The 14,318-nt window shown below is 55.7% G+C and carries 12 protein-coding genes and 3 tRNA genes; 14 read left to right on the top strand and 1 reads right to left on the bottom strand.

What is annotated here, in order from left to right; all coding sequences use genetic code 11:
• Nucleotides 1–86 precede the first annotated feature (86 nt).
• The 6 genes from Q0V31_RS17130 (at nucleotide 87) to Q0V31_RS17105 (ending at nucleotide 6,071) form a co-directional block, all read left to right on the top strand.
• The gene (locus Q0V31_RS17130) at nucleotides 87–1,181 is read left to right on the top strand and encodes an ABC transporter ATP-binding protein (protein ID WP_298189717.1); all 1,095 of its coding nucleotides are present in this window, start codon (nucleotides 87–89) and stop codon (nucleotides 1,179–1,181) included.
• A complete protein-coding gene (locus Q0V31_RS17125; protein WP_298189714.1) occupies nucleotides 1,181–2,293 on the top strand; it encodes an ABC transporter ATP-binding protein in 1,113 nt (370 codons plus the stop codon). Before Q0V31_RS17130 ends, Q0V31_RS17125 begins: the two co-directional genes overlap by 1 nt.
• Entirely contained in the window at nucleotides 2,290–3,153 is an 864-nt protein-coding gene (locus Q0V31_RS17120) for a carbohydrate ABC transporter permease (RefSeq protein ID WP_298189712.1), read from the top strand. Before Q0V31_RS17125 ends, Q0V31_RS17120 begins: the two co-directional genes overlap by 4 nt.
• An 8-nt stretch (nucleotides 3,154–3,161) precedes the next feature.
• A complete protein-coding gene (locus Q0V31_RS17115; RefSeq protein WP_136664545.1) occupies nucleotides 3,162–3,962 on the top strand; it encodes a carbohydrate ABC transporter permease in 801 nt (266 codons plus the stop codon).
• Between the two features lie 11 nt (nucleotides 3,963–3,973).
• The gene (locus Q0V31_RS17110) at nucleotides 3,974–4,246 is read left to right on the top strand and encodes a DUF2160 domain-containing protein (RefSeq protein WP_136664546.1); all 273 of its coding nucleotides are present in this window, start codon (nucleotides 3,974–3,976) and stop codon (nucleotides 4,244–4,246) included.
• Between the two features lie 82 nt (nucleotides 4,247–4,328).
• On the top strand, nucleotides 4,329–6,071 hold the full coding sequence (locus Q0V31_RS17105) for an ABC transporter substrate-binding protein (protein ID WP_298189709.1): 1,743 nt from the start codon (nucleotides 4,329–4,331) through the stop codon (nucleotides 6,069–6,071).
• A 79-nt stretch (nucleotides 6,072–6,150) separates the two neighbouring features.
• Here Q0V31_RS17105 and folD read toward each other — a convergent pair whose 3' ends face one another.
• Nucleotides 6,151–7,005 carry a bifunctional methylenetetrahydrofolate dehydrogenase/methenyltetrahydrofolate cyclohydrolase FolD gene (gene folD, locus Q0V31_RS17100; protein WP_298189707.1) on the bottom strand — a complete coding sequence of 285 codons (855 nt, stop codon included), beginning with the start codon at nucleotides 7,003–7,005 and terminating at the stop codon, nucleotides 6,151–6,153.
• Between the two features lie 269 nt (nucleotides 7,006–7,274).
• Between folD and Q0V31_RS17095 the strand changes: the two genes are divergently transcribed.
• The 8 genes from Q0V31_RS17095 (at nucleotide 7,275) to hupB (ending at nucleotide 14,109) form a co-directional block, all read left to right on the top strand.
• Nucleotides 7,275–7,351: transfer RNA gene (locus Q0V31_RS17095), tRNA-Arg, on the top strand.
• Between the two features lie 33 nt (nucleotides 7,352–7,384).
• A tRNA-His gene (locus Q0V31_RS17090) sits at nucleotides 7,385–7,460 on the top strand.
• 51 nt (nucleotides 7,461–7,511) lie between these two features.
• Nucleotides 7,512–7,596: transfer RNA gene (locus Q0V31_RS17085), tRNA-Leu, on the top strand.
• 130 nt (nucleotides 7,597–7,726) lie between these two features.
• Nucleotides 7,727–9,037 carry a trigger factor gene (gene tig / locus Q0V31_RS17080; RefSeq protein WP_298189704.1) on the top strand — a complete coding sequence of 437 codons (1,311 nt, stop codon included), beginning with the start codon at nucleotides 7,727–7,729 and terminating at the stop codon, nucleotides 9,035–9,037.
• A gap of 91 nt (nucleotides 9,038–9,128) precedes the next feature.
• Entirely contained in the window at nucleotides 9,129–9,764 is a 636-nt protein-coding gene (gene clpP, locus Q0V31_RS17075; RefSeq protein WP_298189701.1) for an ATP-dependent Clp endopeptidase proteolytic subunit ClpP, read from the top strand.
• Nucleotides 9,765–9,875: 111 nt separating this feature from the next.
• Nucleotides 9,876–11,156, top strand: a complete 1,281-nt coding sequence (clpX, locus tag Q0V31_RS17070; RefSeq protein ID WP_298189698.1) for an ATP-dependent Clp protease ATP-binding subunit ClpX — start codon at nucleotides 9,876–9,878, stop codon at nucleotides 11,154–11,156.
• Nucleotides 11,157–11,305: 149 nt separating this feature from the next.
• Nucleotides 11,306–13,699: an endopeptidase La gene (gene lon, locus Q0V31_RS17065; RefSeq protein ID WP_298189696.1), complete on the top strand. Its 2,394-nt coding sequence runs from the start codon at nucleotides 11,306–11,308 to the stop codon at nucleotides 13,697–13,699.
• A gap of 137 nt (nucleotides 13,700–13,836) precedes the next feature.
• Nucleotides 13,837–14,109 carry a nucleoid-associated protein HU-beta gene (gene hupB, locus Q0V31_RS17060; protein ID WP_010490206.1) on the top strand — a complete coding sequence of 91 codons (273 nt, stop codon included), beginning with the start codon at nucleotides 13,837–13,839 and terminating at the stop codon, nucleotides 14,107–14,109.
• Nucleotides 14,110–14,318: the final 209 nt, after the last annotated feature.

The raw sequence follows: 14,318 nt of genomic DNA, 5'->3' as shown, positions 1-14,318 counted from the left end.
TATAAATCAATATTTTAGAGGTTTATGGCGTGGCTGGCACGGAATGCGCTTTAGACGTGGCTAGAAAACAATAATAAGGACAAGCCATGTCGCTTACCCTGGAGCACGTCACGCGCATCGTTGACCAGCAGGTACACATTGATGATGCCTGCCTGAGCTTCGAGCCCGGTTCTTTCAATGTGTTGCTGGGGCGTACGCTGTCCGGCAAGACCAGCCTTATGCGTTTGATGGCCGGCCTGGATAAACCCAGCAGCGGGCGCATTTTGATGAATGGCGCAGACATGACCCAAGTACCGGTGCGCCAGCGCAACGTGTCCATGGTTTATCAGCAGTTCATCAATTACCCGACCCTGACGGTATTCGAAAACATCGCCTCGCCATTGCGTCAGGCGAAGATGAGCCAGGCCGACATTCTGGAAAAGGTGCACGTCACCGCCAAGATGTTGCGTATCGACGGTTTGCTCAATCGCTATCCGCTGGAGCTGTCCGGCGGTCAACAGCAGCGCACAGCCATGGCCCGGGCGTTGGTCAAAGACGCCTCGCTGATTCTGTTTGATGAGCCGCTGGTCAACCTCGACTACAAACTGCGTGAAGAGCTGCGCCAGGAGATGCGCGAGCTGTTTCAGGCGCGCCATACCATCGCCATTTACGCCACCACCGAACCCAATGAGGCGCTGGCCTTGGGCGGCACCACCACCGTGCTGCATGAAGGACGAGTGATCCAGAGTGGCAAGACGGCCGACGTCTATCACCGGCCGCAGCAAGTGCTGGCGGCTGAGCTTTTTTCTGAGCCTGCCATCAACCTGATGCCGGGGCGCGTCAGCGGTACCGAAGTCAGTTTTGCCGATACCGTGCATTTCCCGCTCAACCCGGACTTACAAGACATTGCCGAGGGCGAGTACCGCTTCGGTGTGCGGCCCAGTCATATTGGTTTGGTGCCGTCCAATGACGACGACCTGGAACTGGCGGTGACCGTCGAGCTGGCTGAAATCAGCGGCTCGGAAACCTTCCTGCACGTGAGCAATGAGCAGTTCGTGTTGGTGCTGCACTTGCCCGGTGTGCATGAGTACGCGGTCGATAGCTCAATTCTTATCTATATCCCTACGCATAAGTTGTTTGTGTTCAGCGCGGATGGACAGTTGATTCAGGCGCCCAGTCGTCGTTTGGGGAGGGTTGCCTGATGGCTGAAATTCGCCTGCGTAACCTCGCTCATAGCTACAGCCGCAGCCCGAGCGGCCCGGCTGATTATGCAATTCGTGAGATGGACCATGTTTGGGAGCAGGGTGGTGCCTATGCGCTGCTGGGACCTTCGGGCTGCGGTAAATCGACGCTGCTGAATATTATTTCCGGCTTGCTCAGCCCCTCCCATGGTGAGGTGCAGTTTGATGGCAAGGTGGTCAATGCTTTGGCGCCGGAGCAACGCAATATTGCTCAGGTTTTCCAGTTTCCGGTGGTCTACGACACCATGACGGTGTTCGACAATCTGGCGTTCCCACTGCGTAACCAGGGCATGAATGAGGCAAAGGTTCTCGCCAAGGTCAACGAAATTGCCGAGGTGCTGGAGCTGCATCCGCTCCTGCGCAAGCGCGCCAGCAACCTCACCGCTGATGAGAAGCAAAAGGTCTCAATGGGGCGCGGCCTGGTGCGTGATGATGTGTCGGCGATTCTCTTTGATGAACCATTGACCGTGATCGATCCGCATTTGAAGTGGAAGCTGCGGCGCAAGCTCAAGCAGATTCATGAGCAGTTCAATATCACCATGGTCTACGTCACCCATGATCAGCTGGAGGCCTCGACCTTTGCCGACAAGATTGCGGTGATGTACGGCGGCCAGATTGTTCAATTTGGTACCCCGCGTGAGTTGTTCGAACGGCCCAGCCACACCTTTGTCGGTTACTTCATCGGCAGCCCTGGAATGAACCTGATTGAGGTGCTGCCTTATGGCGGCGGGGTGCGCTTCAACGAAACGATGTTGCCCTTGTCACCCGCACTCAATCGGCGTGTTGCCGAGATGCCAGGTGCCAAGTTGAAAGTCGGTATTCGCCCGGAGTTCATTCATGTCTGGGATGGCCCAAACGAAGATGCTTTTTGCGCCGATGTCGTGCACGTCGAGGACCTGGGCACCTACAAAATCCTCACCCTCAAGCTCGATGGCCAGTTACTTAAAGTGCGCCTGCAGGAGGATCAACCGGTACCGCAGCGGCAGGCTTACCTGAGCTTCCCTGCGCAGTGGCTAATGCTCTATGCCGATGACATTCTGGTTGAGCCCAAGCCTATGGAGGTGCAGCCATGAAGGTGCATAACAACAAGGCCTGGTGGCTGGTCTTGCCGGTTTTTTTACTAGTGGCGTTCAGCGCCATCGTGCCGATGATGACGGTGGTCAACTATTCGGTGCAGGATATTTTCGATCACTCCACGCGCTACTTCGTCGGTGTCGACTGGTACAAGCAGGTGCTGCAAGACACCCGTCTGCATGACTCGCTGCTGCGTCAGTTCATCTTCTCCGCATGCGTGCTGCTGATCGAGATTCCCTTAGGAATCGCCATCGCCCTGTGCATGCCAACCAAGGGGCGCATGGCCTCGCTGGTGCTGATTGTGTTGGCCATTCCGCTGCTGATTCCGTGGAACGTGGTCGGCACTATCTGGCAGATATTCGGTCGCGCCGACATTGGCTTGCTTGGCTGGAGCCTGAATAGCCTGGGCATTAGCTACAACTACGCCTCCAACACCGGTGATGCCTGGGTCACCGTGCTGATCATGGACGTGTGGCACTGGACCTCGCTGGTCGCGCTGCTGTGCTACTCAGGGCTGCGCGCCATTCCTGATGTGTATTACCAGGCGGCGCGCATTGACCGCGCTTCAGACTGGGCGGTGTTTCGCCATATCCAGCTGCCCAAGTTGAAAAGCGTACTGCTGATCGGGGTGATGCTGCGCTTTATGGACAGCTTCATGATTTACACCGAACCCTTTGTGCTGACGGGGGGCGGGCCGGGAAACGCCACCACCTTCCTTAGTCAGACCCTGACGCAAATGGCTATTGGCCAATTCGATTTGGGGCCGGCTGCAGCCTTCTCGCTGGTGTACTTCCTGATCATCCTGTTGGTGTCCTGGCTGTTCTACACCGCCATGACGCACAACGATAAGACGCGCTGAGGCTGACCATGACCCTACGTAAGAAGGTGGTATTGGGGCTGTATGTCCTGTTTCTGCTGGTGCCGATCTACTGGTTGCTGAATATGTCGTTCAAGAGCAACACGGAGATACTCGGTGGCCTGACGCTGTGGCCGCACGGCTTCACCCTGGACAACTACAAGGTGATTTTCACTGACCCGAGCTGGTATGAGGGTTACCTCAACTCGCTGTATTACGTGTGCCTGAACACCGTGATTTCGTTAACGGTGGCATTGCCGGCGGCCTATGCGTTCTCGCGCTATCGTTTTCTCGGTGATAAGCACCTGTTCTTCTGGTTGTTGACCAACCGCATGGCGCCTCCGGCAGTGTTTCTGCTGCCGTTCTTCCAGCTGTATTCCTCTATTGGTTTGTTTGATACGCATATTGCCGTGGCATTGGCTCATTGCTTGTTCAACGTGCCGTTGGCGGTGTGGATTCTCGAAGGCTTTATGTCCGGGGTGCCCAAGGAAATCGACGAAACGGCCTATATCGACGGCTACAGTTTCCCGAAGTTTTTCGCGAAAATTTTTATCCCTCTGATCGGTTCGGGAATCGGCGTCACCGCATTCTTTTGCTTCATGTTCTCGTGGGTCGAGTTGCTGTTGGCGCGCACCCTGACCTCGGTAGATGCCAAGCCCATTGCCGCCGTGATGACCCGCACCGTATCTGCATCGGGGATCGACTGGGGGGTGCTGGCAGCGGCGGGGGTATTGACCATTCTGCCAGGCATGCTGGTGATCTGGTTTGTGCGTAACCATGTGGCCAAGGGCTTTGCCCTCGGTCGGGTATAGGAGCAACGACTATGGATTGGATGGCCTGGACCTTACCCACAGCTTTGTTCTTCGGCTTTATCGGCACGCTGTTGGTTGGCATGACGATCTGGGAGCTGCGCTCGCCGTGCATCGAGCGCAAGGGCTTGTTGCCGATCAGCACCACCCGTGGTGATCGGCTGTTTATCGGTCTGCTTGGAAGTGCCTACCTGCATCTGCTGGTGGTAGGTGTGACCGATTGGAGTGTCTGGATAGCCTCGGTGCTGTCCCTGTTCTGGTTAATTGCAGTGATGCGTTGGGGTTAAGCAGCCTGCCTCGTGCGCGCCTGTTGCTTGGGCGTGTTCGTTAGCGGCTTGCCCCGTTCAAAACCCTGAGATGGAGGTCTCTATGTTCGACAATAACAACAAAACTCGACATAGCATGGCGCTGGCTGCCTTGCTGACGTTGTCCGGCTTGAGCGGCGCAGCTTGGGCCGATGCGTATGAAGAAGCAGCGAAGAAGTGGATCGGCGAGGAGTTCAACCCATCCACCTTGACGCCTGAGCAGCAGCTGGCTGAGTTGCAGTGGTTTATTAAAGCCGCCGAGCCGTTCCGTGGCATGAGCATCAGTGTGGCCTCGGAAACCATTGCCACTCACGAGTATGAATCCAAAGTCTTGGCCAAGGCCTTTAGCGAAATCACCGGGATCAACCTCAAGCATGACCTGATGCAGGAAGGCGATGTTGTCGAGAAACTGCAAACCCAGATGCAGTCAGACAAGAATATCTACGATGGCTATATCAACGACTCGGACCTTATCGGCACGCACTTTCGCTACGGCAAGGCGGTGGCGATCAGCGACATGATGGCAGGCGAAGGCAAGGCGGTAACCTCGCCGACGCTGGATCTAGAAGACTTTATCGGTCTTTCATTTACCACGGGTCCCGACGGCAAGCTGTACCAGCTGCCTGACCAGCAGTTCGCCAACCTATATTGGTTCCGCGCCGACTGGTTCGAGCGCCCAGAGCTGAAAGCCAAGTTCAAGGAAATCTACGGCTACGAGCTGGGCGTACCGGTCAACTGGTCCGCCTATGAAGACATTGCCGAGTTCTTCTCCGAGAAGGTCAAGGAAATCGACGGCCAGCGCATTTATGGCCACATGGATTACGGCAAGAAGGACCCTTCGCTGGGCTGGCGCTTCACCGACGCCTGGTTCTCCATGGCCGGTGGCGGCGATAAGGGCCTGCCGAATGGCTTGCCAGTGGATGAGTGGGGTATTCGTGTCGATGGTTGCCGGCCTGTAGGTTCCAGCGTTGCCCGTGGCGGTGATACCAACGGCCCGGCAGCGGTGTATGCGACTACCAAGTATGTCGATTGGATGCGCAAATACGCGCCGCCAGAAGCGCAGGGCATGACTTTCTCCGAGTCCGGGCCGGTACCGGCGCAGGGCAGCATTGCGCAGCAGATTTTCTGGTACACCGCGTTTACCGCGGACATGACTAAAGCAGGCCTGCCAGTGGTCAATGAAGACGGCACGCCAAAATGGCGGATGGCGCCGTCGCCTAAAGGCCCTTACTGGGAAGAAGGCATGAAGCTGGGTTATCAGGACACTGGCTCCTGGACCTTCCTCAAGTCCACCCCGGAGAAACAGCGCTTAGCCGCCTGGCTGTATGCGCAGTTTGTGACCTCGAAAACCGTATCGTTGAAGAAGACCCTGGTTGGCCTGACGCCCATTCGTGAGTCAGACATCAACTCGCAAGCCATGACGGATGTTGCGCCAAAACTCGGCGGTCTGGTGGAGTTCTATCGCAGCCCGGCGCGCGTGCAATGGACGCCGACCGGTACCAACGTTCCGGACTATCCTCGTTTGGCCCAGCTGTGGTGGCAGTTTATCACTGAGGCGGCCAGTGGTGATAAGTCGCCTCAGGAGGCTCTAGATGGTCTGGCTGCAGCGCAGGACACGATGCTCGGTCGCTTGGAGCGTGCTGGGGTGTTGGGTGAATGTGGGCCTAAGCTGAATGAGGCGCGTGATCCGCAGTACTGGTTGGATCAACCGGGTGCACCGAAGCCGAAGCTGGCCAACGAGAAGCCTCAGGGCGAGACCATCAACTACAACGAGTTGTTGAAATCGTGGGAGCAGGCGCGCGAGTAAGTAATAAACGCGCGATATCAGTGGCATAAAAAACGGCACCCGCGGGTGCCGTTTTCATTGTTGCGCAGTGCTATGGGGTTCAGTCGTGCAGATGCTCGGCCGCATGCAGGGTGTTTTCCAGCAGGCAGGCGCGTGTCATAGGGCCGACGCCACCCGGTACTGGGGTGATCCAGCCGGCGCGTGGTAGAGCGGTGTCATACACCACATCGCCAATCAACTTGCCGTCTTCCTGGCGGTTAATGCCGACGTCGATAACGATGGCACCCGGTTTGATCCACTCGCCATGCACAAGGCCAGGTTTGCCGGCTGCTACGACAACAATATCGGCCAAGCCAACATGCATAGGTAGGTCTTTAGTGAAACGGTGGGTGACGGTGACGGTGCAGCCGCCCAGCAGCAACTCCATCGCCATCGGCCGACCAACAATGTTCGACGCGCCAACCACCACGGCGTGCATGCCATAAAGGTCAGCTCCGGTGCTTTGCAGCAGGGTCATGATGCCTTTTGGGGTGCACGGGCGCAGCAAGGGCATGCGCTGCGCCAGGCGGCCAATGTTGTAGGGGTGAAAGCCGTCCACATCTTTATCTGGACGAATGCGCTCCAGCAGTAAAGAGGCGTCAAGATGTTCCGGCAGCGGCAATTGCACCAAAATACCGTCGATAGTCGGCTCATCATTAAGGCGGTCGATCAATGCCATGAGTTCGTCCTGACCGGTAGTGGCGGGCAGGTCATAGGCTTGTGAGACGAAACCGACTTCCTCACAGTCTTTGCGTTTGTGCGAAACGTAGACCTGGGACGCAGGGTCGCTGCCGACGAGAATTACCGCTAGTCCAGGTGCGCGCAGGCCTTGTTGGCGTCGCTCGGCGACACGTTTGGCGATCTGCTGACGCAGGCTGGCGGCAATTGCTTTGCCATCGATCAGTTGTGCGGTCATTGCGCTTGGTTAACCATAAAAAAGGATTGGAAAAGGGCGTGCATTCTCGCATGACCCTGTTGTGGGGCAAAGGCGGATGCCACGGTTTTCGCGTAACTCCTTTAAATGTCTGATTTTTTTAACTTTCCCTGTTGACGACCTGAAGTCAGCTCTATAACATTCGCCCCGCTTGTCGAGCACAGCCAGTCGCTGGGTAAGACGGCAAAGGTAGAAGCTGCAAAGTTTTTTCCGAAGCCGAAAGCTTTAAGTCTGCAAAAGCAGATGGATAAGCGCCCGTAGCTCAGCTGGATAGAGCATCCGCCTTCTAAGCGGATGGTCGCAGGTTCGAGTCCTGCCGGGTGCGCCATTTGGCGGTCTTGGCTCAAGTAAATGCAATATGGTGGGCGTAGCTCAGTTGGTAGAGCGCAGGATTGTGACTCCTGTTGTCGTGGGTTCGATCCCCATCGTCCACCCCATATTCCAAAACGCCAGGTTAGCCCCTGGCGTTTTTGTAAAAAGCTTTACCCGCGGACGTGGTGGAATTGGTAGACACACTGGATTTAGGTTCCAGCGCCGCAAGGTGTGAGAGTTCGAGTCTCTCCGTCCGCACCATCTTTTAGAACTCCCTCCCGTTTGCCGCCTGCTTCTTAGGGTGACTTCTGCATATTGACCCTCTAGAATGCATGCCCTTGATTTGGGGCCGGTAAACGGCCGGCTTATGTCTGTGCAACGAGGAATATCAATGCAAGTTTCTGTTGAAAGTACTTCTGCTCTCGAGCGCCGCATGACTGTAGGCGTTTCCGTTGAGCGCATCGAGACTGAAGTCAACAAGCGTCTGCAGCAGACTGCCCGTCGTGCCAAAGTCCCTGGCTTCCGTCCTGGCAAAGTGCCGATGAGCGTGATCCGTCAGCGTTATGAAGACGCTGCGCGTCAGGAAGCGTTGGGCGATCTGATCCAATCTACGTTCTACGAAGCCGTTGTTGAGCAGAAGCTCAATCCAGCTGGCGCTCCGGCCGTTGAGCCGAAGTCCTTCGAGAAAGGCAAGGACCTGGAGTACGTAGCGACCTTCGAAGTGTTCCCGGAGTTCACCGTTGCTGGTTTCGAGTCCATCGCCATCGAGCGCCTGCAGGCTGACGTGGCTGATGCAGACGTCGATAACATGCTGGAAATCCTGCGCAAGCAAAACACCCGTTTTGAAGCTGTTGAGCGCGCCGCTGAGAGTGGCGATCAACTGAACATCGACTTCGTTGGCAAGATCGACGGCGAAGCCTTTGCCGGTGGTTCGGCCAAGGGTACGCAGCTGGTTCTCGGCTCTGGCCGCATGATCCCCGGTTTTGAGGATGCGCTGGTCGGCGCCAAAGCTGGCGAAGAGCGGGTTATCAACCCGACTTTCCCAGCTGATTACCAGAACCTGGATCTGGCTGGTAAAACTGCCGAGTTCAACGTCGCCGTCAACAGCATTGCAGCGCCTCAGTTGCCTGAGCTGAATGATGAGTTCTTCGCCCTGTTCGGCGTGAAAGAAGGCGGTCTGGAAGGCTTCCGCGCCGAGGTTCGCAAGAACATGGAGCGCGAGCTGCGCCAAGCCATCAAGTCCAAGGTCAAAAACCAAGTAATGGACGGCCTGCTGGCTGCCAACGCGATCGAAGTGCCAAAGGCGCTGATCAGCAATGAAATCGATCGTTTGCGCGTACAGGCTGTACAGCAGTTCGGTGGCAACCTGAAGCCAGATCAGCTGCCGGCTGAGCTGTTTGAAGAACAAGCCAAGCGTCGTGTTGCGCTGGGCCTGGTTGTGGCTGAAGTGGTCAAGCAGTGTGAGCTGAAGCCTGACGATGCGCGCGTTCGCGAAATGATTCAGGAAATGGCTTCGGCTTACCAAGAGCCTGAGCAGGTTGTAGCCTGGTACTACAAAAACGACCAGCAAATGAACGAAGTGCGTTCGGTTGTACTGGAAGAGCAAGTTGTAGATACTGTTTTGCAGAAGGCTAACGTGACCGATAAAGCGGTCTCGTACGAAGAAGCTGTCAAGCCGGTAGAAGCACCACAAGCCGCCTGATTTCTTTACCTCGTTCGAATGCGTCATAAGCCAGCCGCCGTGCTGGCTTATGCGTATTTGTGACATGACTATTTAGGGAGCGAGTGCACGCATGTCCCGCAATCCTTTTATGCAGCAAATTCCTGAGATCCAAGCCGCTGGCGGCCTGGTACCCATGGTTGTCGAGCAGACAGCTCGCGGTGAGCGCGCCTACGACATCTATTCGCGCCTGCTCAAGGAGCGAGTGATTTTTCTGGTTGGCCCTGTAGAGGACTACATGGCCAACTTGATCTGTGCGCAACTGCTGTTCCTTGAAGCGGAAAATCCGGACAAGGACATCCATCTTTACATCAACTCTCCAGGCGGCTCGGTTACTGCGGGTATGTCGATCTACGACACCATGCAGTTCATCAAGCCTAACGTGTCGACCACCTGTATTGGTCAGGCATGCAGCATGGGCGCATTCCTGCTAACCGCAGGCACCGAGGGCAAGCGTTACTGTCTGCCAAACTCACGCGTGATGATTCACCAGCCACTGGGCGGTTTCCAGGGGCAGGCGTCGGACATCGAAATCCACGCCAAGGAAATCCTCTTCATTCGCGAGCGTCTCAATACGCTGATGGCCAAGCACAGCGGGCATACCCTGGAAGAAATCGAGCGCGATACCAACCGTGATAACTTCATGAGCGCCGAAGCTGCGCGTGAATACGGGTTGATCGACGCCGTGATCGAAAAGCGCCCCGCTTAATATACGCAGTTCAATATAGGGCGGTCGGCCTGTCAGGCCACCGGCGGGCTTGAAAAAGCCCGCATAAGCCCTCATCTTGTGTTGCAAGCCTATCGGATTTGGATCGAACGAATGACTGACACCCGCAACGGCGAGGACAACGGCAAGTTGCTTTATTGCTCCTTCTGCGGCAAAAGCCAGCATGAAGTGCGCAAATTGATTGCCGGCCCCTCGGTCTTTATCTGCGACGAGTGCGTCGACCTGTGCAATGACATCATCCGCGAGGAGGTGCAGGAAGCCCAGGCCGAGAGCAGCGCGCATAAATTGCCTGCCCCCAAAGAAATCAGCGGCATCCTTGATCAGTATGTGATTGGTCAGGAGCGCGCGAAGAAAATTTTGGCGGTAGCGGTCTATAACCACTACAAGCGTCTTAACCAGCGCGATAAGAAAGACGACATCGAGTTGGGCAAAAGCAACATCCTGCTGATTGGTCCGACTGGCTCGGGTAAAACCTTGCTGGCTGAAACCCTGGCACGCTTGCTCAATGTCCCGTTCACCATCGCTGACGCCACCACCCTGACCGAAGCCGGTTATGTGGGTGAGGACGTCGAGAACATTATTCAGAAGCTGTTGCAGAAGTGCGATTACGATGTAGAAAAAGCCCAGATGGGTATTGTCTATATTGACGAAATCGACAAGATTTCGCGTAAGTCGGACAACCCTTCGATCACCCGTGATGTGTCGGGTGAGGGCGTGCAGCAGGCACTGCTCAAGCTGATTGAAGGGACTGTTGCATCTGTTCCTCCACAAGGTGGTCGCAAGCATCCGCAGCAGGAATTCCTGCAGGTTGATACGCGCAACATCCTATTCATCTGTGGCGGTGCGTTCTCCGGCCTGGAAAAGGTTATTCAGGGTCGCTCGACCAAGGGCGGTATCGGTTTCAGTGCCGAGGTTCGCAGCAAGGAAGAAGGCAAAAAAGTTGGCGAGTCATTGCGTGCTGTTGAGCCTGATGACCTGGTCAAGTTTGGTCTGATTCCTGAGTTTGTGGGGCGCTTGCCGGTTATTGCTACCTTGGATGAGCTTGATGAAGCGGCTTTGGTGCAAATCCTGACCGAGCCGAAGAATGCGCTGACCAAGCAATACGCCAAGTTGTTCGAGATGGAAGGCGTTGAACTGGAGTTTCGTCCAGATGCGCTGAAGTCGGTTGCGCACAAGGCGCTTGAGCGCAAAACCGGTGCCCGTGGCCTGCGTTCGATTCTCGAGGGTATCCTGCTCGATACCATGTACGAGATTCCATCGCAGTCCGACGTCAGCAAGGTGGTTATCGATGAGAGTGTCATCGAAGGTACCTCCAAGCCGCTGCTTATCTATGAGAACAGCGAGCTGCCAGCCAAGGCTGCGCCTGACGCGTAACAGCTTTGTAACATGTTGAAAGCAAGGGGCCTGCGGGCCCCTTTGCTTTTGCTACTGCAATGCTTGTTTTTTGTATGGGCTGCCCCCATCTTAGCTTTAAGGGTCATCCCATCTGTTTACGGCCGTATGGCCGCCGTAGAGCTGAAACTATGAAGACAACCATCGAATTGCCTCTCCTGCCGCTGCGCGATGTTGTGGTCTATCCGCACATGGTCATTCCGTTATTCGTCGGGCGTGAGAAATCCATTGAAGCCCTTGAGGCTGCGATGACGGGCGAGAAGCAGATTCTGCTCCTCGCACAACGCAATCCTGCAGACGACGACCCGGATGAGGCAGGCCTCTATCGTGTCGGCACCGTAGCCACTGTGTTGCAGTTGCTGAAATTGCCGGACGGCACCGTCAAGGTGCTGGTCGAGGGTGAGCAGCGCGGCGAGATTGAGCAATTTATTGCTGCCGACGGTCACTACCGGGCTGAAGTACAGCTGATTGACGAGGTTGACGCCGCTGAGCGTGAGTCAGAGGTCTTCACTCGCAGTCTGCTTAGCCAGTTCGAGCAATACGTACAGCTCGGCAAGAAGGTGCCTGCAGAGGTGCTGGCTTCGCTCAACGGTATCGATGATCCAAGTCGTCTGGTCGACACCATGGCCGCACACATGGTGCTGAAAATTGAGCAAAAGCAGGAAATTCTAGAAATCACCGACCTGACTGCACGTGTTGAGCATGTGCTCGCACTGCTCGATGCCGAGATCGACCTGTTGCAGGTTGAGAAGCGCATTCGTGGCCGGGTCAAGAAACAAATGGAGCGGAGCCAGCGCGAGTACTACCTGAATGAGCAGATGAAGGCCATTCAGAAGGAGCTTGGCGACAGCGAGGACGGCCATAACGAACTCGATGAGCTGAAAAAGCGCATTGATAATGCCGGGCTGACGGCTGAGGCGCTAACCAAAGCCAACACCGAGTTAAATAAGCTCAAGCAAATGTCCCCAATGTCGGCTGAAGCCACCGTGGTGCGTTCTTACATCGACTGGTTGGTTAATGTGCCGTGGAAGGCGCAGAGCAAAGTGCGCCTGGATCTTGCGCGCGCCGAAAGCATTCTGGATGCGGACCACTATGGTCTGGAAGAGGTCAAGGAGCGCATCCTTGAGTACCTCGCCGTGCAGAAACGGGTGAAGAAGCTCAAAGGTCCAGTGCTGTGCCTGGTCGGCCCCCCTGGCGTGGGTAAAACCTCGTTGGCTGAGTCGATTGCCAGTGCCACCAACCGCAAATTCGTCCGCATGGCCCTTGGTGGCGTGCGTGATGAAGCTGAGATTCGTGGCCATCGGCGCACTTATATTGGCTCCATGCCAGGGCGTCTGATTCAGAAGATGACCAAGGTGGGCGTACGTAATCCGCTGTTCTTGCTCGATGAGATCGACAAGATGGGGCAGGACATGCGTGGCGACCCCGCATCGGCACTGCTTGAGGTGCTGGACCCTGAGCAGAATCATAACTTCAACGATCATTACCTGGAGGTCGACTACGACCTCTCCGATGTGATGTTCCTGTGCACGGCCAACTCGATGAACATTCCGGGGCCGTTGCTCGATCGTATGGAGGTGATTCGTCTACCGGGTTATACCGAAGCCGAGAAAATCAACATCGCGATCAAATACCTGGTGCCCAAACAGGTTCAGGCTAACGGCATGAAAAAGGCCGAGTTAGTGTTTGAAAGCGAGGCTATTCGCGACATTATTCGTTACTACACCCGCGAAGCTGGGGTGCGCGGGCTGGAGCGGCAAATTGCCAAAGTGTGCCGCAAGGTAGTCAAAGAGCACTCTACCGAGAAGCGCTTTCAGGTCACTGCTACGGCGGATTCGCTGGAGCATTACCTCGGAGTGCGCAAGCACCGCTATGGTTTGGCTGAGCAGCAGGATCAAATTGGCCAGGTTACCGGCCTGGCCTGGACTCAGGTCGGTGGTGAGTTGTTGACCATTGAAGCGGTTGTCGTACCGGGTAAAGGGCAACTGATTAAGACGGGTTCGCTGGGCGATGTGATGCTGGAGTCGATCACCGCTGCGCAGACGGTTGTGCGCAGTCGGGCCAAGAGCCTGGGCGTGCCTGTGGACTTCTACGAGAAGCAGGATATTCATATCCACATGCCTGAGGGGGCAACGCCTAAAGATGGCCCCAGCGCAGGCGTTGGCATGTGCACGGCGCTCGTTTCAGCGCTGACGCAGATCCCGGTGCGTGCCGATGTGGCAATGACCGGCGAAATCACCCTGCGTGGCCAGGTATTAGCGATCGGTGGTTTGAAAGAAAAACTGCTGGCCGCTCACCGTGGTGGAATCAAAACTGTGATCATTCCAGAAGAGAATGTGCGCGATTTAAAAGAGATTCCGGAGAACATTAAGCAAGACCTGCAGATTAAACCGGTTAAATGGATTGACGAGGTCCTGCAAATTGCGCTGCAATACGCCCCGGAGCCCTTGCCTGATGCGGCTCCCATGGTTGCAAAGGATGAAAAACGCGAGACTGATTCCAAGGAGCGAATTAGCACGCATTAGCCGGAGGGGTTTCTTGACACATTTTTAGAGCCCTTGTTATAAAGCGGCTCTTACCGTGTTCGCAGGCTCTCCAGCACCAGCTTCGCTTACATTTAAAAGCAAGAAATAAACTCAACAGAAATTAAGGGGACTTAAGAGTGAACAAGTCGGAACTGATCGATGCCATCGCCGCATCTGCTGATATCCCAAAAGCTGTTGCCGGCCGTGCGCTGGACGCAGTTATTGAATCCGTTACTGGCGCTCTGAAGGCTGGTGATTCTGTAGTACTGGTTGGCTTTGGTACTTTCGCTGTTAAAGAGCGTGCTGCTCGCACTGGTCGCAACCCACAGACTGGTAACCCAATCAGCATCGCTGCTGCCAAGATTCCAGGTTTCAAAGCCGGTAAAGCTCTGAAAGACGCTGTCAACTAAGCCTCTTTCGGTTTTGCCCAGCAGATCAGTTGAATGACTGATCTGAGCGGGGTGGGATGTTCAGTCAGCCTTATCCGGCTGGACACAACGAATCTGTTGCTTGAGTTCGATCCGCTTCGCAAGTTATGAGAAGGCGCATCCACTGATGCGCCTTTCTTCTATCCGGATTTTACCCACACTGCACGGCTGCTGTTTTGTGCAGTCGTTCT

This window comes from uncultured Pseudomonas sp., from assembly GCF_943846705.1.
In the GTDB taxonomy this organism is placed as follows: Bacteria; Pseudomonadota; Gammaproteobacteria; order Pseudomonadales; family Pseudomonadaceae; genus Aquipseudomonas.
Note: the sequence above shows the minus strand (reverse complement) of the source record. Positions and strands in the feature narration are given on the sequence as shown.